The following is a 25,695-nucleotide window of genomic DNA, read 5'->3' as shown; positions in this document are numbered from 1 at the left end:
GCGGTGGCACCGGGTGCCAGTCGAACCGAGTACGGCGGGCGGGGCCCCGGACGGGCCGGGTCCTTCTGAACAGTGGATACTAGTTTCCTCATCGTGGAACTTCAATGATTTGTTGATGTCGAGATTCTCCGCGTCGAGGCAAGGTGGCGCTCAGTGCCAGGCTCCTCACTCAAGGTGCGCGAGATCCTGCGGGGTGTCGATGTCGAACGGGCGGGCCACGTCCCCGCACTCGACGAGCGTGATCGCCTCCTCGTGCTCCTTCAGATAGGCGCGTGCCCCCCGGTCGCCGGTGGCAGTCGCCGCGATGTCCGCCCAGTGGCCGGCTCCGAACAGGACGGGATGGCCGCGTACGCCGTCGTAGGCGGCGCAGACGAGCGAGGACTCGTCCTCGTACGCGGTCAGCACCCGGGCCACGGCCTGTGGCCCGATGCCGGGCTGGTCGACGAGGGAGACCAGCGCGGCCCGCGCCCCCGTCCCGGCGAGCGAGCCGAGCCCGGCCCGCAGCGATGTGCCCATGCCCTGCTCCCACGCCGGGTTCGGCACGATCACGCACCCCGCCAGCCGCGCCCGCTTCTGTACCGTGTCGGCGGCGGCCCCGAGCACCACGTGCACCCGTGCGCAGCCCGCCGCGCGCAGTACCTCCACCGCGTGTTCGACGAGTGGCCGTCCCCGGTGTTCGAGCAGGGCCTTGGGGCGTCCGCCGAGCCGGCGGCCGCCGCCCGCCGCGAGGAGCAGGCCGGTCACCTGGTCCGCGGCCCGGTCTTCCTTGTGCGTCATGCGTCCTGCATACCTGACGCGGCGTCGGCCGTGCGGTTCCGTGGGGCTGAATTTCGGTCCGCGCAGTGGCGCACGCCGCGTCGGGTGGCGTTTACTGACCCGCGCGTCCTCCGGTGCCCGGTGCCGGTACCGCGGGGCTGCGGGGCGGGTGAGCGCGCACGCGCGCTCAGCGGAGCGCGCGTGGGGGGAGAGCTGTGTTGCGGAGCTTGAGGCAGAGGGCAGTGACCGGCAGCTACGAGGATCCGAGGGTGGCGGAACTGCGGACCGCGGTGTCCCGGCTGCGCCGCGAACTCGCCACGTACCCGGTCGAGTTCCCGGACCGGGCGATCGCCGAGGACGAACTCGCCGCGCTCGCCGCGATGGTGACCCACGGCGTCCCCGAACTCCCCCGGTTACGCCGCTCCTTGCTGCTGATCGCGGGCGCGATCGGCTCGGTGAGCGCACTGGCCCGGAGCCTGACGGAGGTACGCCACGCCGTGGAGCTGTTCGGGGAGACACCGCGCCGCTGAATCCAGGCGGGCGCGGCCGGACGCGGTGCGGCTACAGCCCGCCCTGGACCGCGGGGCCGGGGCTCGTCAGTGCCTGTGACAGTTCCACCGCGACCTGGCGCAGGACCGGCACGATCTTCTCCGTGGCCGACTCCGTGACGCGGCCCGCCGGGCCGGAGATGGAGATGGCCGCGGGGGTGGGGGAGTCCGGCACCGGCACCGCCAGGCAGCGCACGCCGATCTCCTGCTCGTTGTCGTCGACCGCGTAACCGGCCTGCCGCACGTCCGCGAGGGCCGCGAGGAAACCGTCCGGGGTGATGATCGTCTTTTCCGTGGCGGCGGGCATGCCGGTGCGGGCGAGCAGGGCGCGCACCTCGTCGTCCGGGAAGCCCGCGAGCAGCGCCTTGCCGACCCCCGTGGAGTGCGGCAGGACACGGCGGCCGACCTCGGTGAACATCCGCATCGAGTGCTTGGACGGCACCTGCGCCACGTACACGATCTCGTCGCCGTCGAGCAGCGCCATGTTGGCCGTCTCGCCGGTCTCCTCGACCAGGCGGGCCAGGTAGGGGCGGGCCCAGGTGCCCAGCAGCCGGGCGGCGGACTCGCCGAGCCGGATCAGCCGAGGGCCCAGCGCGTAGCGGCGGTTGGGCTGCTGACGGACGTAACCGCAGGCCACCAGGGTGCGCATCAGGCGGTGGATGGTGGGCAGGGGCAGCCCGCTGCTCGCGGACAGCTCGCTCAGGCCGACCTCGCCGCCCGCGTCCGCCATCCGCTCGAGGAGATCGAAGGCGCGCTCGAGGGACTGGACCCCGCCGCTGGCGGACTTGGCGGAGTCGGTGGTGCTGGCGCTGGACGTCGGCACGGCGCGTTCCTTTCGAAACTGGCGGAAGGGCTGAAGCCTACCCGGCGGTCGGTTGACTCCTCGCTTGCGCGTAGTTAGATTCTGCTGGCCGGAATAGTAATTCCATTATGTGGAAACGTCCAGAGTGCCGGAGGTCGGTGCACTCTGGGGGAGTGGGCCCTTGACGGCGTGAGGGCAGGAAGGGAAGACTCCTTCAACAGAACGTTGAATTCCGTTACGTGGAAGTTTCTCCGGCGTAACCGGATGAGAACGGAAGAGAGGGGCCCGGGTGTCCGAGGCTGAACTGGTGCTGCGCTCGACGCGCGTCATCACTCCCGAGGGGTCACGGCCCGCCGCGGTCGCGGTCGCCGCAGGCAGGATCACGGCGGTACTGCCGTACGACGCCCCCGTCCCGGAGGGAGCCCGGCTGGAGGACCTCGGCGACGACGTCCTGCTGCCCGGTCTGGTCGACACTCATGTGCACGTCAACGACCCCGGCCGTACCCACTGGGAGGGCTTCTGGACCGCCACCCGAGCGGCGGCGGCCGGCGGCATCACCACCCTCGTCGACATGCCCCTCAACTCCCTCCCGCCGACCACCACGGTCGACCACCTCCGGGTCAAGCGGGAGGTCGCCGCCGACAAGGCGCACATCGACGTCGGCTTCTGGGGCGGCGCCCTGCCCGACAACGTCAAGGACCTGCGCCCGCTGCACGAGTCCGGTGTCTTCGGCTTCAAGGCGTTCCTCTCCCCGTCGGGCGTGGACGAGTTCCCGCACCTCGACCAGGACCGGCTCGCCCGCTCCCTCGCCGAGATCGCCGGATTCGACGGTCTGCTGATCGTGCACGCCGAGGACCCGCACCACCTCGACGCCGCCCCGCAGCGGGGCGGCCCCCGGTACGCCGACTTCCTGGCCAGCCGTCCCCGCGGCGCCGAGGACACCGCCATCGCGAACCTCGTCGCGCAGGCGAAGCGCCTCCACGCGCGCGTGCACGTGCTGCACCTCTCCTCCAGCGACGCGCTGCCGCTGATCGCCGCCGCCAAGGCGGAGGGCGTCCGCGTCACGGCCGAGACCTGTCCGCACTACCTGACCCTGACCGCCGAGGAAGTCCCCGACGGCGCCAGCGAGTTCAAGTGCTGCCCGCCCATCCGTGAGTCCGCCAACCAGGATCTGCTCTGGCAGGCCCTGGCCGACGGCACGATCGACTGTGTGGTCACCGACCACTCCCCGTCCACGGCCGACCTCAAGACCGGCGACTTCGCGACGGCGTGGGGCGGCATCTCGGGCCTCCAGCTGAGCCTGTCGGCCGTGTGGACGCAGGCCCGCCGACGGGGCCACGGCCTCGAGGACGTCGTCCGCTGGATGTCCGCACGCACGGCCGCCCTGGTGGGCCTCTCCCACAAGGGCGCGATCGAAGCGGGCCGCGACGCCGACTTCGCCGTCCTCGCCCCCGACGAGACCTTCACCGTCGACCCGGCGGCGCTCCAGCACCGCAACCGTGTCACGGCGTACGCCGGGAAGACGCTGTACGGCGTCGTGAGATCCACCTGGCTGCGCGGCGAACGCATCTTCTCGGACGGCGAGTTCACCGAGCCGAAGGGCCGGCTCCTCACCCGCACCCCCTGAGCCGAAGGAGTGCCCGACCTGCCCGTTCCCCTGTCACCCGCACCCGCACCGGCCGACTCCCGAAAGGCAGACCTGATCACCGTGACGGCGATAGAGAGCTTCACCGGCGACGCGAACCCCTACGGCGGCGGCGACCCGTACGCGGACTACCGCACCGCCGACTTCCCCTTCACCCGGTTCGTCGACCTCGCCGACCGGCAGCTCGGAGCCGCGGTCGTCGCCGCCAACGACGAGTTCTTCGCCCAGCGCGAGAACCTGCTGGTGCCCGGACCCGCCGAGTTCGACCCGGAGCACTTCGGGCACAAGGGCAAGGTCATGGACGGCTGGGAGACGCGCCGCCGCCGCGGCGCCTCCGCCGACCACCCGTGGCCGACCGCCGAGGACCACGACTGGGCGCTCGTCCGCCTCGGCGCGCCCGGGGTGATCCGGGGCATCGTCGTCGACACGGCGCACTTCCGCGGCAACTACCCGCAGGCGGTGTCGGTCGAGGGCGCCTCGGTGCCGGGCTCGCCGTCCGCCGAGGAACTCCTCGGCGACCATGTGAAGTGGACGACGCTGGTCCCGCGCACGCCCGTCGGCGGCCACGCGGCGAACGGTTTCTCCGTGTCGGTCGAGCAGCGCTTCACCCACCTGCGGGTCAACCAGCACCCCGACGGCGGCATCGCCCGCCTGCGCGTGCACGGGGAGGCCGTGCCCGATCCCGAGTGGCTGTCGGTGCTCGGCACCTTCGACGTCGTCGCCCTGGAGAACGGCGGCCGCGCCGAGGACGCCTCCAACCTCTTCTACTCGCCGGCCGGCAACACCATCCAGCCGGGCCGCTCCCGCAAGATGGACGACGGCTGGGAGACCCGCCGCCGCCGCGACCGGGGCCACGACTGGATCCGCTACCGCCTGGCGGCCCAGGCGCGGATCCGCGCGCTGGAGATCGACACGGCCTACCTGAAGGGCAACAGCGCGGGCTGGGCCTCGGTGTCGGTCAAGGACGGCGAGAGCGGGGAGTGGACGGAGATCCTCCCGCGCACCCGTCTGCAGCCCGACACCAACCACCGCTTCGTCCTGCCGTCCTCGGCGGTCGGCACGCACGCGCGCGTGGACATCTATCCCGACGGCGGCATCTCCCGCCTGCGCCTGTTCGGCTCCCTCACGGAAGCGGGAACGGCCGCGCTGACGGCCCGCCACCAGGAGCTCGGCGGCTGAACCGACCGCCACCACCGTGGACACCCCCGGCGGGAGAAGGGTGTGCACGGCGGTGGCGGCGCGATGCCGGCCCCGCCCTCCCGCGCGAGCCTCGCCCGATCCCGATCCCGATCCCGATCCCGATCCTGATCCCGGTACGGATCCCGACCCCGGTGAGGATCCCGATCCGGATGCTTCCGGCCCGGATCCCTAGGCCGCGTGCCCGCCGTCCACGGCGAACTCGGCGCCCGTGACGTACGCGGCCCCCGCCAGGTGCGCGACCGTCGCGGCCACCTCCTGTGCCGTGCCGAAGCGGCCCAGCGCGGTCATCGTCGCCTGACCGGCCGCGTACGGGCCGTCCGCCGGATTCATGTCCGTGTCGATCGGGCCGGGGTGGACGAGGTTCGCGGTGATCCCGCGCGGGCCCAGCTCCCGGGCGAGGGCCTTGGTCAGACCGATCAGGGCCGACTTGCTCATCGCGTAGAGGGTCCCGCCGGGGCCGGGCACCCGCTGGGTCATACAGGTGCCGATCGTGATGATCCGGCCGCCGTCCGCCATCCGCCCGGCGGCCGCCTGCGAGGCCAGGAACACCCCGCGCACGTTCACCGCGAGCACCCGGTCGACGTCGGAGAGGCCGAGCCCCTCCAGCGGTCCGAGGACGCCGACGCCCGCGTTGTTCACCAGCACGTCGAGGCCGCCCAGCGCCCGGGCCGTACGGTCCACCGCCCCGGCCGCCTCCCCGGGGTCCGCGGAGTCCGCGCGCAGCGCCACCGCCCGCCGTCCCAGCGCCTCCACGGCCGCCACGACGTCCTCGGCCGCCTCCTTGCCGTTCACATAGGTCACCGCCACGTCCGCGCCCTCCCGGGCGAGCCGCAGCGCGGTGGCCGCTCCGATGCCGCGGCTGCCGCCGGTCACGAGGGCCACCTTGCCGTTCAGGGTCTTGTCGGTCGTTGTCATGGGTCCATCCCAGCGGCCTGCGCCCCCGCGCGCTGGCGGCGAACGGACGTCGAGATCGCCCGGGGCGACAGGACGGTGCCGGACGCGCGGACCGTGCGTCCGCGCAAGAGCGGAACTCTTTCCTCCGCCTGCCGCGTTCTCCCCGTGTGACCCTTCAGCAAGAGATCGTCGGCAACGCCATGCAGATGGCGGTCGTCAACCTGTCCCCCGGCCAGACCGTGTACTGCGAAGCCGGAAAGTTCCTGTTCAAGACGGTCAACGTGACCATGGAGACCCGCCTCGGCGGCCCGTCCGGCGGCCCCTCCGGCGGCAGCGGCGGGCAACCCCAGGGCGGCTCGTCCGGCGGTGGCATGGGCGGCATGCTGCGCCAGGCCATGGGCACGGCCATGCAGGTCGGTCAGCGCGCCCTCGCGGGCGAGTCGCTGGCGTTCCAGTACTTCACCGCCCAGGGCGGCGAGGGCACGGTCGGCTTCGCGGGCGTGCTCCCCGGTGAGATGCGCGCCCTGGAGCTGGACGGCACGCGCGCGTGGTTCGCCGAGAAGGACGCGTTCGTGGCCGCCGAGTCCACCGTCGAGTTCGGTATCGCCTTCCAGGGCGGCCGCACCGGGATGAAGGGCGGCGAGGGCTTCGTCCTGGAGAAGTTCACCGGACGCGGCACGGTGATCATCGCGGGGGCCGGCAACTTCATCGACCTCGACCCCGCCGACTTCGGGGGCCGTGTCGAGGTCGACACCGGCTGCGTGGTCGCCTTCGAGGAGGGCATCCGGTACGGCGTCCAGCGGGTCGGCGGGCTCAACCGTCAGGGGGTCATGAACGCGGTGTTCGGCGGCGAGGGCCTGTCCCTGGCCACCCTGGAGGGCAGCGGCCGCGTCATCCTCCAGTCCCTCACCATCGAGAGTCTCGCCAACGCTCTGAGGAAGGCCCAGGGGGGCGACAAACAGGGTCCGACCGGCGGACTGTTCTCGACGAACGCGGGCTGAACCGACGAGTCGCCGGCGCCGGTGGGGTGGTGCCGGCGCGGTCCGAGGAACAGTTCCGGCACACCGGGGCCTGCTCACCGCGCCGGGCGGCTCCGTCCGGACGTGCCTCGCCCCGCGGCCTGGAGACGTGGGGGGTCCGCGGGGCGAGGGTCTGTGGATCGGACGGACGAACGGTGTCGGTCAGCAGCCGTAGTTGATCAGGTTGAAGGTGACGTAGTGGTCCGCGGTGTAGTAGTCCTCGGCGGACTTCTTCCCGGTCACGATGCGGCGCGCGCCGCGCGTCGAGGAGCCCGGGGTCTTCACCGTGTACTCGTGGTAGTAGCCGGACGTCTGGCTGGGCAGGACGCCTTCCCGGTTCTGGAAGACCGCTCCGTCCTGCGAGTACGGGAACGGCCCGCCCGCGTCGATCAGGTCGAGCGTGTCGTACGCCTGGGAGGGCAGCTTCGTGTAGCAGACGCTGCCGACGGCGGCGTGGGCCGTGGTGGCGGAGACGGCGCCGCCGACGAGGAGGGCGGACAGGACAGCCGCCGACGTGACGGTACGAGTGATCCGTGGGGGGAATCTCATGGCCTCATGATGACGCGCGTAGACAGTGTCATGTCAATGACAAGGCGCGGGAATTTGCCTTCGGGCCCGAGAAGTTTTCACGGCGTTAACCGGAGTCCGGCCCCCTGCGCTCAGCCCGGTTTCCGGCTCTCCGCGGCGGCGAACAGGGCGAACGCCAGCACGATCAGCGCGACGCTCGCGTACACCTCGTAGCCGTCGAGGAAGCCGAGGCGCTGCACGAGGCCCACATGCCAGCGGGTGAACTCGTGCAGCAGGCCCAGGACGCCCTGCACCAGGGCGAGAAATCCGAGTAGTCCCAGCAGTTCCTTCATGCTCGTGACTCTCGCCCCGCGGAGCCCGCGCGGGCCATCGGCCGGCGGGCGGGACCTGTGCGACGGAAGGCTGCGGACCGGCGGTCCGGCCGCGCCGAAAGTAGGCGGCACCGCGACCTGGGTCGGTCCTTCCCCGCCTTCGGTAGGGGATGCGCCTCCACGGGGAGGTGTCGCGGTCCCGCGCTGCGTAGATTTGTCGACCATGAGGGCGGACGACAGCACGGCACCGGCGGCACCCGGGTTCACGGGACGTCGATGGCTGCTGCCGTCGGCCGTGGTCGCGGAACTCGCCCCGGACGCCGGGCACCCGGGCCGGCCGCAGCGGCGCACCGCGCGCGACTGGATCGTCGACTTCCTCTGTTTCCTCGTGGCCGTGGCCGTGGGCCTGACGGTCGCCGACTCCTTCCCCGGCGAACGGGACCTCCCCGAGGTCGTCGCCGCGGCCGACCAGCTCCTGGGCGCCCTCGCCTGCGCGGCGGTCTGGCTGCGCCGCCGGTGGCCCCTCGGCCTGGCGATCGCGATGGTCCCCCTCGGCTTCCTGGCGACCACCTCGGCCGGCGCCTGCACGGTCGCCCTCTTCACCCTCGCCGTGCACCGGCCGTTCCGGTACGTGGCCTGGGTGGGCGGCGCCCAGGTGGCCCTGATCCCGCTGCTGGCCTGGGCCCGCCCGGACCCCACCCTGGCGTACGGGCCCTCGGTGGCGTGGAGCGTGCTGTTCACCGTCACGGCCATCGGCTGGGGCATGTTCGTCCGCTCCCGGCGGCAGCTCATGCTGAGCCTGCGCGACCGCGCCCGGCGCGCCGAGACGGAGGCCCGGCTGCGCGCCGAGCAGGCGCAGCGGCTGGCCCGTGAGGCCATCGCCCGGGAGATGCACGACGTGCTCGCGCACCGGCTGACCCTGCTCAGCGTGCACGCGGGCGGGCTGGAGTTCCGCCCGGACGCGCCCCGCGAGGAGATCGCGCGGGCGGCCGGCGTCATCCGCGAGAGCGCCCACGAGGCCCTCCAGGACCTGCGGGAGATCATCGGCGTTCTGCGGGCCGCCGAACCGGACGACGCCGGCCGTCCCCAGCCGACGCTGGCCGCCCTGGACACACTGGTCGCCGAGTCCCGCGAGGCCGGCATGAAGGTCACCCTCGACCAACGCGTCACCGACGCCGGAGCCGTTCCCGCCTCCGTCGGCCGCACCGCGTACCGCATCGCCCAGGAGTGTCTGACCAACGCCCGCAAGCACGCCCCGGGCGCGGAGGTCGCGGTCACCGTGACCGGCGGCCCCGGCGAGGGCCTCGACGTGAGCGTGCGCAACCCGGCCCCCGTGGGCGAGGTACCGCCCGTTCCCGGCTCCGGCCAGGGCCTGATCGGCCTGACCGAACGGGCCACCCTGGCCGGGGGGCGACTGGCGCACGGGACGTGGGGGGACGGGGGATTCGAGGTGCGGGCGTGGCTGCCGTGGCGGGCGACGCCCTGACGGGGGCCGGGTGTGACCGCCCCGGCCGGCCCGTTCGTCGCGAACCGTGAACCCGCCCGCCCGCAACCGTGATTACGTGAGGTCCATGACTGCGATCAGACTCCTCCTCGTCGACGACGATCCCCTCGTGCGGGCCGGTCTGGCTTTCATGATGGGAGGCGCCGACGACATCGAGATCGTCGGTGAGGCCGCCGACGGGAGCGAGGTCGAGGGGCTCGTGGAGCGCACCCGCCCCGACGTGGTCCTGATGGACATCCGGATGCCGTCCGTGGACGGACTCACCGCCACGGAACGGCTGCGCGGACGCGAGGACGCCCCGCAGGTCGTGGTGCTCACCACCTTCCACGCCGACGAACAGGTGCTGCGTGCGCTGCGCGCGGGCGCGGCCGGGTTCGTCCTCAAGGACACCCCGCCCGCCGAGATCCTCGACGCCGTGCGCCGGGTGGCGGCCGGTGACCCCGTCCTGTCGCCCACGGTCACCCGGCAGTTGATGGACCACGCGGCCGGTACCACGGCCGACACCCGGCGTACGCACGCGCGCGTGCGTCTCGCGGCCCTCGGCGAGCGCGAACGCGAGGTGGCCGTCGCGGTCGGCCGGGGACTGTCCAACGCGGACGTCGCCGCGGAGCTGTTCATGAGCGTCGCCACCGTCAAGGCCCACGTCTCCCGGGTCCTGGCCAAGCTCGGCCTCAACAACCGGGTGCAGATCGCCCTGCTGGCCTATGACGCGGGGCTCCTGGAAGAGGGGGCGGACGGGCCCGGGTGACGGGCCGCGAGGAAGCCGGCGCGGCGGGCACCGGGCGGGCGTCCCGCTCGTTGCCGTGATGACGGATTGCCGTCATGACGGAGGGGGAGGGGCATGACCGAGGTGATCGACCTGGGGGAGTTCGGCGACGGCTTCCGGAGGAACCCGCATCCGGTGTACGCGCGACTGCGCGAGCGCGGCCCGGTGCACCGGGTGCGGCTGCCCGTGCCCGACGCGCACCATGTGACCTGGCTCGTCGTGGGGCACGAGGAGGCGCGCGCGGCGCTCGCCGACCCCCGGCTGGCCAAGGACTCCGAACGGATCGGCGTCACGTTCCTCGACGAGCAGCTGATCGGCAAGCACCTGCTGACCGCGGACCCGCCGCGGCACACGCGCCTGCGCGCGCTGGTCTCCCGCGCCTTCACCGTGCGCCGCGTGGAGCAACTGCGGCCGAGGATCCAGCAGATCACCGACGGCCTGCTCGACGCGATGCTGCCGCACGGCCGCGCCGACCTCGTCGAGTCGCTCGCCTACCCCCTGCCCCTGACGGTCATCTGCGACCTCCTCGGGGTCCCCGAGGCGGACCGCGCGGCCTTCCGTGAGCTGTCGGGCGAGGCCGTCGCGCCCACCAGCGCGCAGACCGAGTACGACGCGTTCGTACGGCTCGGCACGTATCTCACCGAGCTGATCGAGGACAAGCGGTGCGCCGGGCCGAGCGGCGACCTGCTCGACGACCTGATCCGCACCACCGCGCAGGACGGCGACCGGCTCTCGCCCGGCGAGCTGCGCGGCATGGCGTTCGTCCTGCTCATCGCCGGACACGAGACCACCGTCAACCTGATCACCAACGCCGTCCACGCCCTGCTCACCCACCCCGGCCAGCTGGCCGCCCTGCGCGCCGACATGACCCTCCTCGACGGCACCGTCGAGGAGGCCCTGCGCTACGAGGGGCCGGTGGAGAACGCCACGTACCGGTTCGCCGCCGAACCGCTGGAGATCGCCGGCATCTCCGTCGCGCGGGGCGAGGCGGTGATGGTCGGCCTGACAGCGGCCGACCGCGACCCGGGGCGCTATCCGGCCCCCGACGGCTTCGACATCCGCCGGGACAGCCGGGGTCACCTGGCCTTCGGACACGGCATCCACTACTGCCTGGGCGCCCCGCTGGCCCGCCTGGAGGCCCGCACGGCGATCCGGTCCCTGCTCGACCGCACCCCCGCCCTGGCCCTCGACGGCCCGCCCGGCGACTGGCTGCCCGGCCCCCTGATGCGCGGGATGCGCAGCCTCCCGGTGCGCTGGTAGCGCGGCGGCCGAGCCACCCCATCTGCCGGCCGGGCCCCGGCGTCCCCGAGGCCGTCCCCGAGGCCGGCCCCGCTCAGCCCGTCCCGGAGGTCGCCGGGATCTCCGAGAGCCACACCGCGCGGCGGTCTCGCCGGGACACCTCGCAGGCCTCGGCTATCCGGAGGGCCTCGAGTGCCTCACGGCCGTCGCAGGGGTTGGCCCGCTCGCCCCGCACCACGTCCACGAAGGCGTTCAGCTCCGCCGTGTAGGCGGGCTCGAACCGCTCCAGGAACCCGGTCCACGGTTTGTCCGCGGCCGGTGGGCCGGTGGGTTCGGTGGACGCGATCGGGGTGCGGTCGTCCAGACCCACGACGATCTGGTCGAGCTCTCCGGCCAGTTCCATGCGGACGTCGTAGCCCGCCCCGTTCAACCGCGTCGCCGTCGCCGTGGCGAGGGTGCCGTCGTCGAGAGTGAGGACCGCGGCCGCCGTGTCCACGTCCCCCGCCTCGCGGAACATCGCGGGCCCGGCGTCGGAGCCGGCGGCGTACACCTCCGTCACCTCGCGGCCGGTCACCCAGCGCAGGCAGTCGAAGTCGTGCAGGAGCGCGTCCCGGTAGATCCCGCCGGACACCGGCAGCCAGGCGGCCGGCGGCGCCGACTGGTCGGACGTCAGCGCCCGTACGGTGTGCAGCCGCCCGAGCCGCCCCGAGAGCACCGCCTCCCTGGCCCCGGTGTATCCCGCGTCGAAGCGGCGCTGGAAGCCCATGTGAAGGATCGTTCCGGCGCTCTCGACCTCGGCGATCGCCGCTAACGTGCCCGCCAGATCCAGGGCGATCGGCTTCTCGCAGAAGACCGGAAGCCCGGAGCGTGCTGCCCGACCGATCAGTTCGGCGTGGGCCGATGTGGCCGTCGTGATCACCACGGCGTCCACACCCCAGCGGAAGATCTCGTCCACCCCTGGGGCGGCCGTCTCGCCCAGCCGATGCGCGAGCTCCTGGGCCCGCGCGTGGTCCGCGTCCGTCAGGATCAGGGATCCGACCTCGCGGTGACGGCTGAGTGTGTTCGCATGAATGGTGCCTATGCGGCCCGTCCCGATGACCCCGATGCGCATGAGACAAAGGTGCGTTGCAGGCCGGGCGCTGTCAATGCGTATGTCCGGACAACCGAACTACACAACTTCCCGTCAACCGGTCGCGGAGCTACGCTCGGGCCGTGCCGAAACCAGAAGTGGACCCGACCGTGCAGCTAGAACTACGTGTGGACCGAAGTTCTCCGGTGCCTTTGTACTTCCAGCTCGCCCAGCAGCTGGAGGCCGCGATCGAGCACGGATCGCTGACCCCCGGCAGCCTGCTGGGCAACGAGATCGAGCTCGCCGCCCGGCTCGGCCTCTCCCGGCCGACCGTCCGCCAGGCGATCCAGTCGCTCGTCGACAAGGGCCTGCTGGTCCGTCGCAGAGGCGTCGGGACGCAGGTCGTGCACAGCCAGGTCAAGCGCCCGCTGGAGCTCAGCAGCCTCTACGACGATCTGGAGGCCGCCGGGCAGCGTCCGGCGACGACGGTGCTGGTCAACACCATGGTCCCGGCGTCCGCCGAGGTCGCGGCCGCGCTCGCGGTGGCCGAGGGCAGCGATGTGCACCGGGTGGAGCGGCTGCGCCTGGCGCACGGGGAGCCGATGGCGTACCTGTGCAACCATCTGCCCTCCGGCCTGCTCGACCTGGACACCGGGCAGCTCCAGGCCACCGGTCTGTACCGGCTGATGCGGGCCGCCGGGATCACCCTGCACAGCGCACGCCAGTCCATCGGTGCCCGCGCCGCCACCACCGCCGAGGCCGAGCGGCTCGCCGAGGAGGAAGGCGCCCCCCTGCTGACGATGCAGCGCACGACCTTCGACGACACCGGCCGGGCGGTGGAGTTCGGCGACCACATCTACCGGCCGACCCGCTACTCCTTCGAGTTCCAGCTGCTCGTCCGCCCCTGAGATCCGGCTGTGAGATCGGCCCGCCTTGGTCGCATTGTCCAGACAATGTGACCGGATGTCCGGACAAGGTGAGTGATGGGCGGTCCCCGGCCCCCGAGTGTGTGATCCCTGTGTTCGATAATGGGGCGTTTGTGTCCGGTGAGAGGTCACCGGATGCGGGCGTTCGACAGAACACAGCAAGAAGGGCACCGCCTCGTGGCACGGTTTCGGACCTGGGCAGGGATCGCTTTGGCGGGGGCACTCACCGTGTCCCTGGCAGGGTGCAGCGCGACCGGCGGCAAACGCGCGGAGGACGCCCGCAAGGCGGCGGCCGCCCACGGTGGGGCCGCGGTGGACACGCCCCGCTGGACTTTCGCCATGATCACCCACTCGGGTGACGGGGACACCTTCTGGGACATCGTCCAGAGCGGCGCGGAGCAGGCGGCCGACAAGGACAACATCAACTTCGTGTACTCCCACGACGACGAGGCCCAGCAGCAGGCCCAGCTCGTCGACGCGGCGGTGGCCAAGAAGGTCGACGCGATCATCGTCACGCTCGCCAAGCCGGACGCGATGAAGGCGGCCGTGGCCCGCGCCGAGAAGGCCGGCATCCCGGTGATCACGGTGAACTCGGGGTCGGCCGAGTCCAAGGCGTTCGGCGCGCTCGCCCACATCGGCCAGGACGAGACGATCGCCGGCGAGGCCGTCGGCGAGGAGCTGAACCGCCGGGGCCGCAGGAACGCGATCTGTGTCCTGCACGAGCAGGGCAACGTCGGCCATGAGCAGCGCTGCGCTGGCGTGGCGAAGACCTTCGCCGGGAAGGTCGAGAACCTCTACGTCAACGGCACCAACATGCCCGACGTGCAGTCCGCGATCGAGGCCAGGCTCCAGGCCGACACCTCGGTCGACGCGGTCGTCACCCTCGGCGCCCCGTACGCCGACACCGCCGTGCAGGCCGGGCGGGGCGCCGGCAGCAAGGCGGAGATCGACACCTTCGACCTCAACGCCAAGGTGGCCGCGGGGCTGCGCGACGGCACGCTCGGCTTCGCCGTCGACCAGCAGCCGTACCTCCAGGGGTACCAGGCCGTCGACCTGCTGTGGCTGTACAAGTACAACAGCGACGTCCTCGGCGGCGGCAAGCCGGTCCTCACCGGCCCGCAGATCATCACCAAGGACCAGGCGGCGGCGCTGGCGGAGTACACCGAGCGAGGCACCCGATGAGCGCGGTGACGGACAAGGCGACCGAGGAGGCGGTGCCGGAGAATCCGGCGAGTCCGCACCCGCACAAGACGGCTGACGAAAGGTTTCTTCAGCCTTCTCCCCTGCGCCGGCTCCTGGGCCGCCCGGAACTGGGCTCCGTCGTGGGCGCGATCGCGGTCTTCGTCTTCTTCGCGCTGGCCGCCGACAGCTTCCTGCGTGTGGGCAGCCTCAGCACGGTCCTGTACGCGTCCTCGACGATCGGCATCATGGCCGTCCCGGTCGCGCTGCTGATGATCGGCGGCGAGTTCGACCTGTCGGCCGGGGTCATGGTCACGTCCTCGGCGCTGATCTCGTCGATCTTCAGCTACCAGGCGACGGCGAACGTCTGGGTGGGCGTCGCAGTGTCCCTGCTGGTCACCCTCGCCGTCGGCGCCTTCAACGGCTTCCTGCTCACCCGTACGAAACTGCCCAGCTTCATCATCACGCTGGGCACCTTCCTGATGCTGACCGGCATCAACCTCGGCTTCACCAAGCTGATCGACGGCACGGTGTCGACGAAGACCATCGCGGACATGGAGGGCTTCCGGTCCGCCCGGGACGTCTTCGCCTCCACCCTCACGATCGGCGGCGTCGACTTCAAGGTCACCGTCCTGTGGTGGATCGCCCTGGTCGCGGTCGCCTCCTGGATCCTCCTGCGCACCCGCGCCGGCAACTGGATCTTCGCGGTGGGCGGCAACAGGGAAGCCGCCCGCGCGGTCGGCGTCCCGGTGACCCGCACCACCGTCGGCCTCTACATGGGCGTCGCCCTGGGCGCCTGGATCTCGGGTCAGCACCTGCTCTTCTCGTACGACGTCGTCCAGTCCGGCGAAGGCGTCGGCAACGAGCTGATCTACATCATCGCGGCCGTCATCGGCGGCTGTCTGATCACCGGCGGATACGGCAGCGCCGTCGGCTCGGCGGTCGGCGCGCTCCTCTTCGGCATGACGAGCAAGGGCATCGTCTTCGCCGAGTGGAACCCGGACTGGTTCACGTTCTTCCTCGGAGCGATGCTGCTCCTCGCGACCCTGCTCAACGCCTGGGTCCGCAAGCGCGCGGAGGCCTCGAAGTGACGGCGACGCACGAAGCGAAGGAGACCGCGGTGCGCACGGCACTCGTCGAGCTGTCCGGCGTCGGCAAGCGGTACGGCAACGTCCGCGCCCTCGAAGGGGTCTCCCTGGAGGTCCGCGCCGGCGAGATCACCTGCGTCCTAGGCGACAACGGCGCGGGCAAGTCGACCCTGATCAAGATCGTCGCGGGACTCCACCGGCACGACGCAGGGGTGCTGCGTCTCGACGGCGAGGAGACCGTCCTGTCCTCCCCGCGCGAGGCACTCGACCGCGGGATCGCGACGGTCTACCAGGACCTGGCCGTGGTCCCGCTGATGCCGGTGTGGCGCAACTTCTTCCTGGGCTCCGAGCCGCGCAAGGGCGCCGGCCCCTTCAGGCGCCTGGACGTCGACCTCATGCGCAGGACCACCCGCGAGGAACTGCTGCGGATGGGCATCGACCTGCGCGACGTCGACCAGCCGATCGGCACCCTCTCGGGCGGCGAACGCCAGTGCGTGGCGATCGCGAGGGCCGTGTACTTCGGCGCGAAGGTCCTCGTCCTGGACGAGCCGACGGCGGCGCTGGGCGTCAAGCAGTCCGGCGTGGTCCTCAAGTACGTGGCGGCGGCCCGGGACGCGGGTCTGGGCGTTGTGCTGATCACCCACAACCCGCATCACGCCTACCTGGTGGGGGACAGGTTCGTCCTGCTGCGGCGGGGCGCCATGGTGGGCGCTCACCCACGTGACGGGATCACCCTGGAGGAGCTGACGCGCCAGATGGCGGGTGGCGACGACCTGGACGACCTCCGCCACGAGCTGCGCCGGGCCTAGTCCTGTCGTGCGGATCGGATCGCAGGGCGGCGGCGGGACCGTTCGGCGCCGGTGAGCGGGGTCCGGCGCGTGCCTCTGCAGGGCGACGCGGGCGCCTGCCGGACCCCGCGTCCACGGCATGGTCCGCACGAGAGGCTCCCGGGGAACCCGGGGCCGCGCCGACGCCCGGCCGTACCCGGTGCGACCGGCCACGACGCACCCGGGCACGGCAGAGGCGGCCCGCCCCCCGCCGCCGCCCGGCTCGGCACCCGGCGGGAGGGTGAGGCAGAATCGGCGGCGATGAGCACCTACGGCAACTTCACCGCCCCCATCGGCTCCCGCCGCGCGCCCGCACTCCGCACCGTGGGCACGAGGGAGCGCCGATCGCACCTCACCGCGCCCCGTGTGCCGACGGTCGGCATCGACATCGGCGGCACCAAGGTGATGGCGGGGGTGGTCGACGCCGACGGCAACATCCTGGAGAAGATCCGCGCGGAGACTCCGGACAAGTCCAAGAGCCCGAAGGTCGTCGAGGACACGATCGTCGAGCTGGTCCTGGACCTGTCCGACCGCCACGACGTGCACGCGGTCGGCGTCGGCGCGGCGGGGTGGGTCGACGCGGACCGCAACCGCGTCCTGTTCGCGCCCCACCTGTCGTGGCGCAACGAGCCGCTGCGCGACCGCCTCTCCGGCCGGCTCGCGGTTCCCGTCCTGGTGGACAACGACGCCAACACCGCGGCCTGGGCGGAGTGGCGCTTCGGCGCGGGCCGTGGCGAGGACCACCTCGTCATGATCACGCTCGGTACCGGCATCGGCGGCGCGATCCTGGAGGACGGCCAGGTCAAGCGCGGCAAGTACGGCGTCGCCGGCGAGTTCGGCCATATGCAGGTCGTGCCCGGCGGCCACCGCTGCCCGTGCGGCAACCGCGGCTGCTGGGAGCAGTACAGCTCGGGCAACGCGCTGGTCAGGGAGGCCCGCGAACTGGCCGCCGCCGACTCCCCGGTGGCGTACGGGATCATCGAGCACGTCAAGGGCAACATCGGCGACATCACCGGCCCGATGATCACCGAGCTGGCCCGCGAGGGCGACGCCATGTGCATCGAGCTGCTCCAGGACATCGGCCAGTGGCTCGGCGTCGGCATCGCCAACCTGGCCGCCGCCCTCGACCCGTCCTGCTTCGTCATCGGCGGTGGCGTCTCGGCCGCCGACGACCTGCTGATCAGCCCCGCCCGGGACGCGTTCAAGCGCCAGCTCACCGGCCGCGGCTACCGGCCCGAGGCCCGTATCGTCCGCGCCCAGCTGGGCCCCGAGGCCGGTATGGTCGGCGCGGCCGACCTGGCCCGTCTGGTCGCCCGCCGCTTCCGGCGCGCCAAGCGCCGCCGCGTGGAGCGCTACGAGCGCTTCGAACGGTTCACCGAGGCGGCCCGCCGTACCCAGGACACGGCGTGAGCGCCGTACCGCCCCGCACGACCCGGGACACCGCATGACCGCCGTACCGCCCCGCACGACCCAGGACACCGCATGACAGCATCGCTGCCCCGCCAGGCCGCGCCCCCCGACGAGCCGCACCGCCCGCCGGAGGACCGCCGGCACGTGATCCGCCGCAGGGCGCTCACCCTGCTGATCATCGTGCTCCTCATCGGTGTCCCGGCCGGCTACCTGGTGATCTCCGCCAACCAGAGCCGCGACAGCGGCAAGGACAAAGAGGCGAAGTACTCGGCGACCGGCCTGACCGAGGGCTGGCCGTCGAAGGTCCAGCGCCGTCTGTACCAGGTGCCGATCCCGCACCCGTCGAACCAGGTCGCGTACTACGAGACGAACAACTGGAAGACCAGCCGTCTGTACGCGCAGTTCCAGACCACCCAGGCGGGACTCGACGAGTTCCTCGCCGGCATCGGCGTCAGCAGGGCCGACCTGAAGAAGGGCGAGATCACCATCAGCGCCCGCGACCAGGAGGTCACGGGCTGGAAGTTCACGGGCCCCGGCTCGCGCCCCGGGGACGACTTCGGCATCGTCCACGAACAGAAGAAGCCCATGCCGACGCTGGACGTGGTGGTGAACACCGGCAACGCGGTCTACCCCTTCGTCTACGTGGTCTCCCGCACGGTCCCCTGACCGGACCCGCCCCGGCCGGACGGCCGTGACCGGGCCGCGACGCCGTGACCCGGCCGGCCGCCGGGACCGATTGTCAGACCCCGCCCGTAGAGTCGAAGACGACTGATCCGACATGCGGGCGGGAGGTGGACACACGGCATGAGCGTCATGGCCGACGGCACGGCCGCGGCGGAGCCCGGCTCCGTCTGCGTGCGCCTCGCCGCCGTCTTCCTGCCGGCTCCCCTCCCGCGCGAGGGCCGCGTCGCCTTCTGGGACCCGGCGGACGGCCCGCTGCCCACCACGGCGGACGCGGAGCACACGGAGCTCACCGTCGTCCGGCGCCACGGCTCAGCCATCCGCCGCGCGCAGGCCCCCGCCCTGTCCCTGCCGCTCGACAAGGCGCTCCCGCTGCTCGTGCGGGCCCGCCGCGACCCCGCCGCCCACCCGGCGACCGCCTGCTGGGGCGCGGCCGCGCTGCACGCGCTGCGGCTCACCGCCCGCGGCCGTCTGCTGCCCGGCCTGACGCCCACGGGACACGACGCCTGGCGGGCGGGCCCGCTGGACCCGGAGGACATCGCCCATCTGCGCGCGGTCGCCGCCGCGCTCCCGCACGAGGGCCACGCGGTGCCGCTCCCCGGCTCCGGGCCGCTCCTGCTGCCCCGGCCCGAGGCTCTGATGCGGTCCTTCCTGGACGCCGTGGCGGACACCCTGCCCCGCACCCCGGCCGCGCCGCACGCGTGCGGGAAGCCCTTCGCCGACCGCCGGCCCCAGCGGCTGCCCGGCGCGCACGACTGGGCCGCGGAGGTCGCCGCCGGCATGGACGCGGGCGTGCGGATCTCGCTCCGCCTCGACCTGTCCGCCTACGACATGTTCGACCGGCTCGACGACGGTGAGCCGGCGCGCCGGGCGGGCGCCGCGATCGTCCAGGTGCACAGCCTCGCCGACCCCACCCTGATGACCGACGCCGCGTCCCTGTGGGCGGGCGAGGCCGACGCCGCCTTCGGGGCACGCGCGCGCGTGGACGCCGCCCTCGCCGTACGGCGCGCGGCCCGCGTCTGGCCGCCGCTCGCCCGGCTCGCCGAACAGGACGCGCCGGACGCCCTGGCCCTGTCCGAGGACGAGCTGAGCGATCTGCTCGGAGTGGCGGCCACCCGGCTCGCGACGGCCGGGGTCGCCGTGCACTGGCCGAGGGACCTGGCGCAGGACCTCAGCGCGGCCGCGGTGGTCAGGACCGCGCCCGGCTCGGCGACCGACGGCACCGGCTTCTTCGAGAGCGAGGAACTGCTCCAGTTCCGCTGGCAGCTGGCGCTCGGCGGCGACCCGCTCAGCGAGGCCGAGATGGACACCCTGGCGGAGGCCCACCGCCCGGTGGTCCGGCTCCGTGACCAGTGGGTCCTGGTCGACCCGGCGCTCGTGCGCAAGGCCCGCAAGCGGGAACTGGGCCTGCTCGACCCGGTCGACGCCCTGTCCGTCGCCCTCAGCGGTACCGCGGAGGTCGACGGCGAGAGCGTCGAGGCGGTCCCCGTCGGCGCCCTGGCCGCCCTGCGCGACCGCCTCACCACCGGCGTGCACCCCGCCGATCCGCCCGCCGGTCTGCACGCCACCCTGCGCGACTACCAGCTGCGCGGACTGGCCTGGCTGGACCTCATGACCTCCCTCGGCCTCGGCGGCTGCCTCGCCGACGACATGGGCCTCGGCAAGACGATCACCGTCATCGCCCTGCACCTGAAGCGGGCCCGCACCGAACCGACCCTGGTGGTCTGCCCGGCCTCCCTGCTGGGCAACTGGCAGCGCGAGATCAACCGCTTCGCGCCCGGCGTCCCGGTCCGCCGCTTCCACGGCCCCGACCGCAGCCTCGCGGACCTCGGCGGCGGCTTCGTCCTCACCACGTACGGCACGATGCGCTCGGCGGCGCCCACCCTCGCCGGGCAGCCCTGGGGCATGGTCGTCGCCGACGAGGCCCAGCACGTGAAGAACCCCTACTCGGCGACGGCGAAGGCCCTGCGCACGATCCCGACCTCCGCGCGCGTGGCCCTGACCGGCACCCCCGTCGAGAACAACCTCTCCGAGCTCTGGGCCCTGCTCGACTGGACGACACCCGGACTCCTCGGCCCCCTGAAGTCCTTCCGCGCCCGGCACGCGCGCGCGGTCGAGAACGGCGAGGACGACCAGGCGGTGGAGCGCCTCGCCCGGCTGGTCCGCCCGTTCCTCCTGCGCCGCAAGAAGTCCGACCCCGGGATCGTGCCCGAGCTGCCGCCCAAGACCGAGACCGACCACCCGGTCCCGCTCACCCGCGAACAGGCCGCGCTGTACGAGGCGGTGGTGCGGGAGTCGCTGCTGGCCATCGAGACGGCGGACGGCATCGCCCGGCGTGGCCTGGTGCTGAAGCTGCTCGGCGCGCTCAAGCAGATCTGCGACCACCCGGCCCTCTACCTCAAGGAGGAGACGGCCTCCGTCGGCGACGCCCTGGCCGCCCGCTCCGGCAAACTCGCCCTGCTGGACGAGCTGCTGGACACCCTGCTCGCCGAGGACGGCTCGGCCATCGTCTTCACGCAGTACGTCGGCATGGCCCGTCTGATCACCGCCCACCTCACCGCCCGCGCGGTCCCGGTCGACCTGCTGCACGGCGGCACCCCGGTCCCCGAGCGGGAGCGCATGGTGGACCGCTTCCAGGCCGGTGCGACCCCGGTTCTCGTCCTCTCCCTGAAGGCCGCCGGCACCGGCCTCAACCTCACCCGCGCGGGCCATGTCGTCCACTTCGACCGCTGGTGGAACCCGGCGGTGGAGGAACAGGCCACCGACCGCGCCTACCGCATCGGCCAGACCCAGCCGGTCCAGGTGCACCGCCTCATCACCGAGGGCACGGTCGAGGACCGCATCGCCGAGATGCTCCAGGCGAAGCGCGCCCTGGCCGACGCGATCCTCGGCTCCGGCGAGTCGGCCCTCACCGAACTCACGGACCGCGAACTGACCGACCTGGTCAGACTGCGGAGGGAGGCGTGATGGGAGAGACGGAGAAGGCCGAGACCGCTGCCGCCGACACCGCCGCTGCCGTCCCGGCCGAGGAGCAACGGGAGAAGGGCGCCGGCCCGGCCGCCGAGGCTCGCCGAGCGCTGCGCGCGGCCCGGGAGCGCTCGCAGGAACAGGAACCGACGCAAGCACCACGCCGCGCGTCGCAAGCACCGCCGCACGGTCCGACACGAGCACCGTCGCACGCCTCCACGGCCCGACCCGGCGACGCGGCCCCCAGGCCCGGCGACGCGGCCCGCGCGGCGCTGCGGCGCGCGGCGGAGCCCGCGCCGGCGGCGGAACCGGCTGTCGGGGTGGAATCCGCGCCCGCGGTGGAGCCCGCGTCCGCGATGGAACCTGCGTCCGCGGTGGAGCCCGCGTCCGCAGTGGGACCTGCGCCTGCGGTGGAACCTGCGTCCGGCGGCGATGCGGCTCGGGCGGTCCTGGGGCGCGCGGTGGAGCCCGGGTTCGCGGTGCCACCTGCGTCTGCGGTGGAATCTGTGGCCGTGGCGGAACCGGCGTCCGTGGTGGAATCCGCGTCCGCCGGCGACGCGGCCCGCGCGGCGCTGCGGCGCGCGGCGGAGTCCGCGCCCTTGGTGGAGCCCGCGCCGGTGGCGGAATCCGCGGCCGCCACCGAGACCGCGGCCGACACCGAGACTGCGGCCGACACCGACACCGACACCATGGCCGTGGCGGACCCGCCCCCCGGGGAAGCCGCCCCGGCCGCCGACGCCGACGCCGACCCCGTAGCGCCCCCCACCCCGTCGGCAGAGGCCTCGCCGGCAGAGGTCTCGTCGGCCGATGCCTCGCCGGTGGCCGCCGAACCGCGTGCCTCGCAGGGCGGCGCCGGCTCGCGCCCCGGGGACATCGCGCGGGAGGCCCTGCGCGCCGCCCGCGCGGAGGCTGCCCGCCGGAACCCGGCCGAGGCCCGGACCCGGACAGGCCGCAGGACCCCGCGCGGCGACGCCGGCCTCCGCCCCCGCCCGGACGCTCGCCCCACCGAAGCCCGGCGGCACCCCGGCGCACCTGACCAGGTGGCCGACGAACGAGCGCGTGCCGTACGGGAGTTGCTCGCGGGCGCCTTCCGGATGCCGTCGGAGGACTCGGCCGAAGCCGAGCCCGAGCCCGAGCCCAGGACCGAGCCCGAGCCCAGGACCGAGACCAGGGCCGAGTCCAAGCCCGAGCCCAAGCCCAGGACCGAGCCCGAGACCAGGACCGAGCCCAGGGCCGAGCCCGAGCCCGAGACCAAGCCCGAGCTCCGGGGCGCCGTCGGCAGCGCGGCGGCCGCCGACGGAAGTTCACCCGAAGCTGCGGCCTCCGCGCTTTCCCTCGGTGGCGCGCCTTCCCTGCCTCCCGAACCGCCCCGCACCCCCCGCTCCATGGCCGCCCCCGCACGGGACGGCGAGCACCGCCGTACCTTCCCGGCCTTCCCGCCGCGCACCGGCGGGAACTTCGCGGGGACCTGGTGGGGCAACGCCTGGGTCGCCGCGCTGGAGGAGGGCGCCCTCGACGCCAAGCGCCTGGCCCGCGGGCGCGGTTACGCCGAGCAGGGGAACGTGGACGCGATCACCGTCACCCCCGGGCTCGTGCTGGCGTACGTGCAGGGCAGCCGCCCCCGCCCCTACCGCGTACAGGTACGGCTGCGCACCCTCGGCGCCGAGGACTGGGAGCGCTTCCTGGAGGCCGCCGTCGAGCGCCCAGGGCACATCGCCGCGCTGCTCGACAAGGAGATGCCCGAGTCCCTCGCCGAGTGCGGGGTGCCGCTGCTTCCCGGCCCCGGCGACCTCGAGCCGCAGTGCAGCTGCCCCGACCGCGGTCACCCCTGCAAGCACGCCGCCGCCCTCTGCTACCAGACCGCGCGGCTGCTCGACGCCGACCCGTTCGTGCTGCTCCTGCTGCGCGGCCGGGGCGAACGCGAGGTGCTCGACGCGCTGTCCCGCCGCAACGCCACCCGCGCGGCCCGCGCCGCCCAGGAGCAGGAACCGGAACCCCTGCCGGGCGTACGGGCCGCCGAAGCCCTCGCCGAGCGCCGCCTCCCGCCGCTGCCCGCCCCGCTGCCCGTGCCCCCGCACCCCGAGCAGCCCCCGGCCTACCCGTCCGCGCCGAACGGCCCCGACTCCTTCGCGCTGGACCACCTCGCGACCGACGCGGCCGCCCGCGCCCACGCCCTGCTGGTCACCGGCCAGGACGAGATCGGCGAGCTGACCCTGTGGCGGGACGCCGTACGGCTCGCCGCGTCCCGACCCGGTTCCGGGCTCACCGTCACCACCCGCGCCCTCTACGCCGCGCTCGCCGCCGCCGTCGGCCGCACCCCCGTCGAACTGGCCCGCGCGGTGGCCGCCTGGCGGCAGGGCGGGCCGGACGGGCTCACCGTCCTGGAGGAGACCTGGGACCCGCCGGCCGGCCGTTTCGACCGGGCCCGGCCGCTTCTCCTCGCCGCCGACCTCCCGGCCTTCCGCCCGCGCCGCAACCACCTCACCCACCCCCGCGGCCATGTCCAACTCCGCTTCGGCCGCGACGGGTTGTGGTACGCGTACGAGTCGGAGCCGGGCCACGACGACTGGTGGCCCCGCGGCACCCCCGACCCGGACCCGGTGGGCGCGCTGACCGGCCTGGGCGGCTCGGACGAGCTCTGAGGCGCCCGACCCGATCGCCCCGCAGAGCGCCTGGCGGAGCCGGTCACGGGCCGCCGGTGTCCGCGCCCCGCGGCCGCCCAACTCGCCCGAACCGCTCCCCACTTCTCCGCCCGCCTCGTACGATGGCGCCCGTGACTCTCGACGACCACCGCCCCGCCCCGCGGTACCGCGCGCTGCTCTCGCGCGGCTGTTGTTGATCCTCACCTCACCCCTGTGCACCCTCCCGCCGTGGACGCGCCGCGCCTTCTGACGCCCTGATCGCGTCCCGGTCCAGGCACCCCGCCCCCGGAAAGGCCGGCCCATGCCCACGTCTCCCACGCCCGAATCCGCCTACGACCGCCGCAGACTGCACCAGTGGCTGGCCGGCGAGGCACGCGCCGACGGCGTCTCCCGGCGCGATCTGCTCCGCCTCGTCGCCGCCGCCGGACTCGCCACCGCCGCGGCCCCGGCGTTCTCCGCGCCGGCCGCCGCGGCGACGTCGCCCGGTATCGTCAAGGCGCTCCCCGACGACCGGTTCACGGTCCGGGGCACCAACGCCGAGGCGAAGTTCGCCTCCCTCGCCGGAACCGGCTACCACACCCCCGTCGATCACTTCTTCGTCCGCAACCACACCTCCACGCCCGTGCTCGACGCCGCGGACTGGACCCTCACCGTCCACGGCGACGGACTCACCCACGCCACCCCCGTCGAGTTCACCCTCGACGACCTGAGGAAGTTCCCCGCGGTCACCCGCACGGCGTTCGTGGAGTGCGCGGGCAACGGCCGCAGCTTCTTCACCTCCCAGCAGGGCCAGACCGTCAGCGGCACGGCCTGGACACTGGGCGCGATCGGCACCGCGCGCTGGCGCGGGGTCCGCCTCGCCGACGTCCTGCGACGGGCGGGGATCTCCCGTCACGCCGTCGACGTCCTGCCCCGCGGCCTCGACCCCGACTACGTCACCGCCGACGGCACCGACCTCGGCCGGGTCCGTCGGCCCCTGCCGGTGTCCAAGGCGCTCGACGACGTCCTCCTCGCCTACGAGATGAACGGCGAGCCGCTGCCGTACGACCACGGCTTCCCCGTACGCGTCCTGGTGCCGAACTGGATCGGCATCGCGTCGATCAAGTGGGTCGGTGACATCGAGGTGTCCGCGCAGCCCCTCTACTCGCCCTGGAACACCGACTTCTACCGGCTGTTCGGCAGCGCCCACCCCGACGGAGGCAGCGCCCCGCTGACCCGGCAGACCGTCAAGAGCGCCTGGGAGCTGCCCTGGGACGCGAGCCTCGGGGCGGGTGCCGTGCACCGTCTGACCGGACGTTCCTGGTCCGGCGCCGGCGCGGTCGTACGCGTCGACGTCAGCACCGACGGAGGGGCCCGCTGGCGGCGCGCCCGGCTGCACGACGTCCCGCGCCGCGCGGGCTGGGTCCGCTGGTCCACCGACTGGCGCCCGTCGGCGCCGGGCGCGTACACCCTGCTGGCCCGGGCCACCGACAGCACCGGCCGCACCCAGCCCGACACAACCGTCCCGAACACCCAGGGCTATCTGTTCGACGCCGTGGTCCGGCACCCCGTCCGGGCGGTGTGAGGGGAACGCGCGTACGCCGGAAAAGCGTCGGCCCGGCGCTCGGCACGGGTTTCACGGAGTCCGTCTGTACGATGCACGCGCATCGGGTCTCACGGACCGCCCGGCGCGGGCAGGTGAAGCCCGGTGCAGA

Annotated in this window: 22 protein-coding genes; 16 read left to right on the top strand and 6 right to left on the bottom strand. The window is 73.4% G+C overall.

Annotated elements, in window-relative coordinates:
* Positions 1 to 165: 165 nt before the first annotated feature.
* Positions 166 to 777 (bottom strand): NTP transferase domain-containing protein, encoded by a 612-nt coding sequence (locus OG933_RS10465; RefSeq protein WP_405626636.1) that lies wholly within the window; start codon positions 775 to 777, stop codon positions 166 to 168.
* A gap of 194 nt (positions 778 to 971) precedes the next feature.
* Here OG933_RS10465 and OG933_RS10460 point away from each other — a divergent pair, with 194 nt between their 5' ends.
* Positions 972 to 1,286, top strand: coding sequence for a DUF5955 family protein (locus tag OG933_RS10460; RefSeq protein ID WP_362523150.1), 315 nt, complete (start codon positions 972 to 974; stop codon positions 1,284 to 1,286).
* 31 nt (positions 1,287 to 1,317) lie between these two features.
* Here the strand turns inward: OG933_RS10460 and OG933_RS10455 are convergent, their stop codons facing one another.
* Positions 1,318 to 2,127, bottom strand: a complete 810-nt coding sequence (locus OG933_RS10455) for an IclR family transcriptional regulator (RefSeq protein WP_365120729.1) — start codon at positions 2,125 to 2,127, stop codon at positions 1,318 to 1,320.
* A 268-nt stretch (positions 2,128 to 2,395) separates the two neighbouring features.
* Here OG933_RS10455 and allB point away from each other — a divergent pair, with 268 nt between their 5' ends.
* Positions 2,396 to 3,733, top strand: a complete 1,338-nt coding sequence (gene allB / locus OG933_RS10450) for an allantoinase AllB (RefSeq protein ID WP_405626633.1) — start codon at positions 2,396 to 2,398, stop codon at positions 3,731 to 3,733.
* A gap of 75 nt (positions 3,734 to 3,808) precedes the next feature.
* A complete protein-coding gene (gene alc / locus OG933_RS10445; RefSeq protein WP_362523193.1) occupies positions 3,809 to 4,930 on the top strand; it encodes an allantoicase in 1,122 nt (373 codons plus the stop codon).
* Between the two features lie 189 nt (positions 4,931 to 5,119).
* On the opposite strand, the gene OG933_RS10440 is transcribed toward alc, so the two are convergent.
* The gene (locus tag OG933_RS10440; RefSeq protein WP_142266830.1) at positions 5,120 to 5,866 is read right to left on the bottom strand and encodes an SDR family oxidoreductase; all 747 of its coding nucleotides are present in this window, start codon (positions 5,864 to 5,866) and stop codon (positions 5,120 to 5,122) included.
* Between the two features lie 146 nt (positions 5,867 to 6,012).
* On the opposite strand from OG933_RS10440, the gene OG933_RS10435 reads away from it, so the two are divergent.
* The gene (locus OG933_RS10435; RefSeq protein ID WP_362523143.1) at positions 6,013 to 6,846 is read left to right on the top strand and encodes an AIM24 family protein; all 834 of its coding nucleotides are present in this window, start codon (positions 6,013 to 6,015) and stop codon (positions 6,844 to 6,846) included.
* A gap of 180 nt (positions 6,847 to 7,026) precedes the next feature.
* Here OG933_RS10435 and OG933_RS10430 read toward each other — a convergent pair whose 3' ends face one another.
* The gene (locus OG933_RS10430) at positions 7,027 to 7,413 is read right to left on the bottom strand and encodes a ribonuclease domain-containing protein (protein WP_020125489.1); all 387 of its coding nucleotides are present in this window, start codon (positions 7,411 to 7,413) and stop codon (positions 7,027 to 7,029) included.
* A 110-nt stretch (positions 7,414 to 7,523) separates the two neighbouring features.
* Entirely contained in the window at positions 7,524 to 7,724 is a 201-nt protein-coding gene (locus OG933_RS10425; RefSeq protein WP_327185829.1) for a hypothetical protein, read from the bottom strand.
* A 202-nt stretch (positions 7,725 to 7,926) separates the two neighbouring features.
* Here OG933_RS10425 and OG933_RS10420 point away from each other — a divergent pair, with 202 nt between their 5' ends.
* The 3 genes from OG933_RS10420 (at position 7,927) to OG933_RS10410 (ending at position 11,233) form a co-directional block, all read left to right on the top strand.
* Entirely contained in the window at positions 7,927 to 9,189 is a 1,263-nt protein-coding gene (locus OG933_RS10420; protein WP_362523140.1) for a histidine kinase, read from the top strand.
* An 85-nt stretch (positions 9,190 to 9,274) separates the two neighbouring features.
* On the top strand, positions 9,275 to 9,955 hold the full coding sequence (locus OG933_RS10415) for a response regulator transcription factor (RefSeq protein WP_020125492.1): 681 nt from the start codon (positions 9,275 to 9,277) through the stop codon (positions 9,953 to 9,955).
* Positions 9,956 to 10,048: 93 nt separating this feature from the next.
* The gene (locus tag OG933_RS10410; RefSeq protein WP_405626630.1) at positions 10,049 to 11,233 is read left to right on the top strand and encodes a cytochrome P450; all 1,185 of its coding nucleotides are present in this window, start codon (positions 10,049 to 10,051) and stop codon (positions 11,231 to 11,233) included.
* A gap of 73 nt (positions 11,234 to 11,306) precedes the next feature.
* Here OG933_RS10410 and OG933_RS10405 read toward each other — a convergent pair whose 3' ends face one another.
* Positions 11,307 to 12,323 (bottom strand): Gfo/Idh/MocA family oxidoreductase, encoded by a 1,017-nt coding sequence (locus OG933_RS10405; protein WP_327185833.1) that lies wholly within the window; start codon positions 12,321 to 12,323, stop codon positions 11,307 to 11,309.
* Positions 12,324 to 12,451: 128 nt separating this feature from the next.
* Here OG933_RS10405 and OG933_RS10400 point away from each other — a divergent pair, with 128 nt between their 5' ends.
* From OG933_RS10400 to OG933_RS10360, 9 genes are all read left to right on the top strand, one after another.
* Positions 12,452 to 13,189 carry a GntR family transcriptional regulator gene (locus OG933_RS10400; protein ID WP_199876132.1) on the top strand — a complete coding sequence of 246 codons (738 nt, stop codon included), beginning with the start codon at positions 12,452 to 12,454 and terminating at the stop codon, positions 13,187 to 13,189.
* Between the two features lie 195 nt (positions 13,190 to 13,384).
* Positions 13,385 to 14,389 (top strand): sugar ABC transporter substrate-binding protein, encoded by a 1,005-nt coding sequence (locus OG933_RS10395; protein WP_362523135.1) that lies wholly within the window; start codon positions 13,385 to 13,387, stop codon positions 14,387 to 14,389.
* Positions 14,386 to 15,477: an ABC transporter permease gene (locus tag OG933_RS10390; protein WP_405626629.1), complete on the top strand. Its 1,092-nt coding sequence runs from the start codon at positions 14,386 to 14,388 to the stop codon at positions 15,475 to 15,477. The genes OG933_RS10395 and OG933_RS10390 overlap by 4 nt, the downstream gene beginning before the upstream one ends.
* Complete coding sequence (locus OG933_RS10385; protein WP_362523131.1) at positions 15,474 to 16,283, top strand: ATP-binding cassette domain-containing protein; 810 nt, start codon at positions 15,474 to 15,476, stop codon at positions 16,281 to 16,283. The genes OG933_RS10390 and OG933_RS10385 overlap by 4 nt, the downstream gene beginning before the upstream one ends.
* A gap of 279 nt (positions 16,284 to 16,562) precedes the next feature.
* The gene (locus OG933_RS10380) at positions 16,563 to 17,711 is read left to right on the top strand and encodes an ROK family glucokinase (protein ID WP_020125495.1); all 1,149 of its coding nucleotides are present in this window, start codon (positions 16,563 to 16,565) and stop codon (positions 17,709 to 17,711) included.
* 72 nt (positions 17,712 to 17,783) lie between these two features.
* Complete coding sequence (locus tag OG933_RS10375; RefSeq protein WP_020125496.1) at positions 17,784 to 18,377, top strand: hypothetical protein; 594 nt, start codon at positions 17,784 to 17,786, stop codon at positions 18,375 to 18,377.
* Positions 18,378 to 18,524: 147 nt separating this feature from the next.
* The gene (locus OG933_RS10370) at positions 18,525 to 21,359 is read left to right on the top strand and encodes a DEAD/DEAH box helicase (protein WP_405633340.1); all 2,835 of its coding nucleotides are present in this window, start codon (positions 18,525 to 18,527) and stop codon (positions 21,357 to 21,359) included.
* 533 nt (positions 21,360 to 21,892) lie between these two features.
* Entirely contained in the window at positions 21,893 to 24,001 is a 2,109-nt protein-coding gene (locus tag OG933_RS10365) for an SWIM zinc finger family protein (RefSeq protein ID WP_405633337.1), read from the top strand.
* Between the two features lie 301 nt (positions 24,002 to 24,302).
* On the top strand, positions 24,303 to 25,565 hold the full coding sequence (locus tag OG933_RS10360) for a sulfite oxidase (protein WP_405626627.1): 1,263 nt from the start codon (positions 24,303 to 24,305) through the stop codon (positions 25,563 to 25,565).
* Positions 25,566 to 25,695 lie beyond the last annotated feature (130 nt).

Origin of the sequence: Streptomyces sp. NBC_00016 (assembly GCF_045040885.1) — a bacterium.
GTDB lineage: Bacteria > Actinomycetota > Actinomycetes > Streptomycetales > Streptomycetaceae > Streptomyces > Streptomyces coriariae.
Note: the sequence above shows the minus strand (reverse complement) of the source record. Positions and strands in the feature narration are given on the sequence as shown.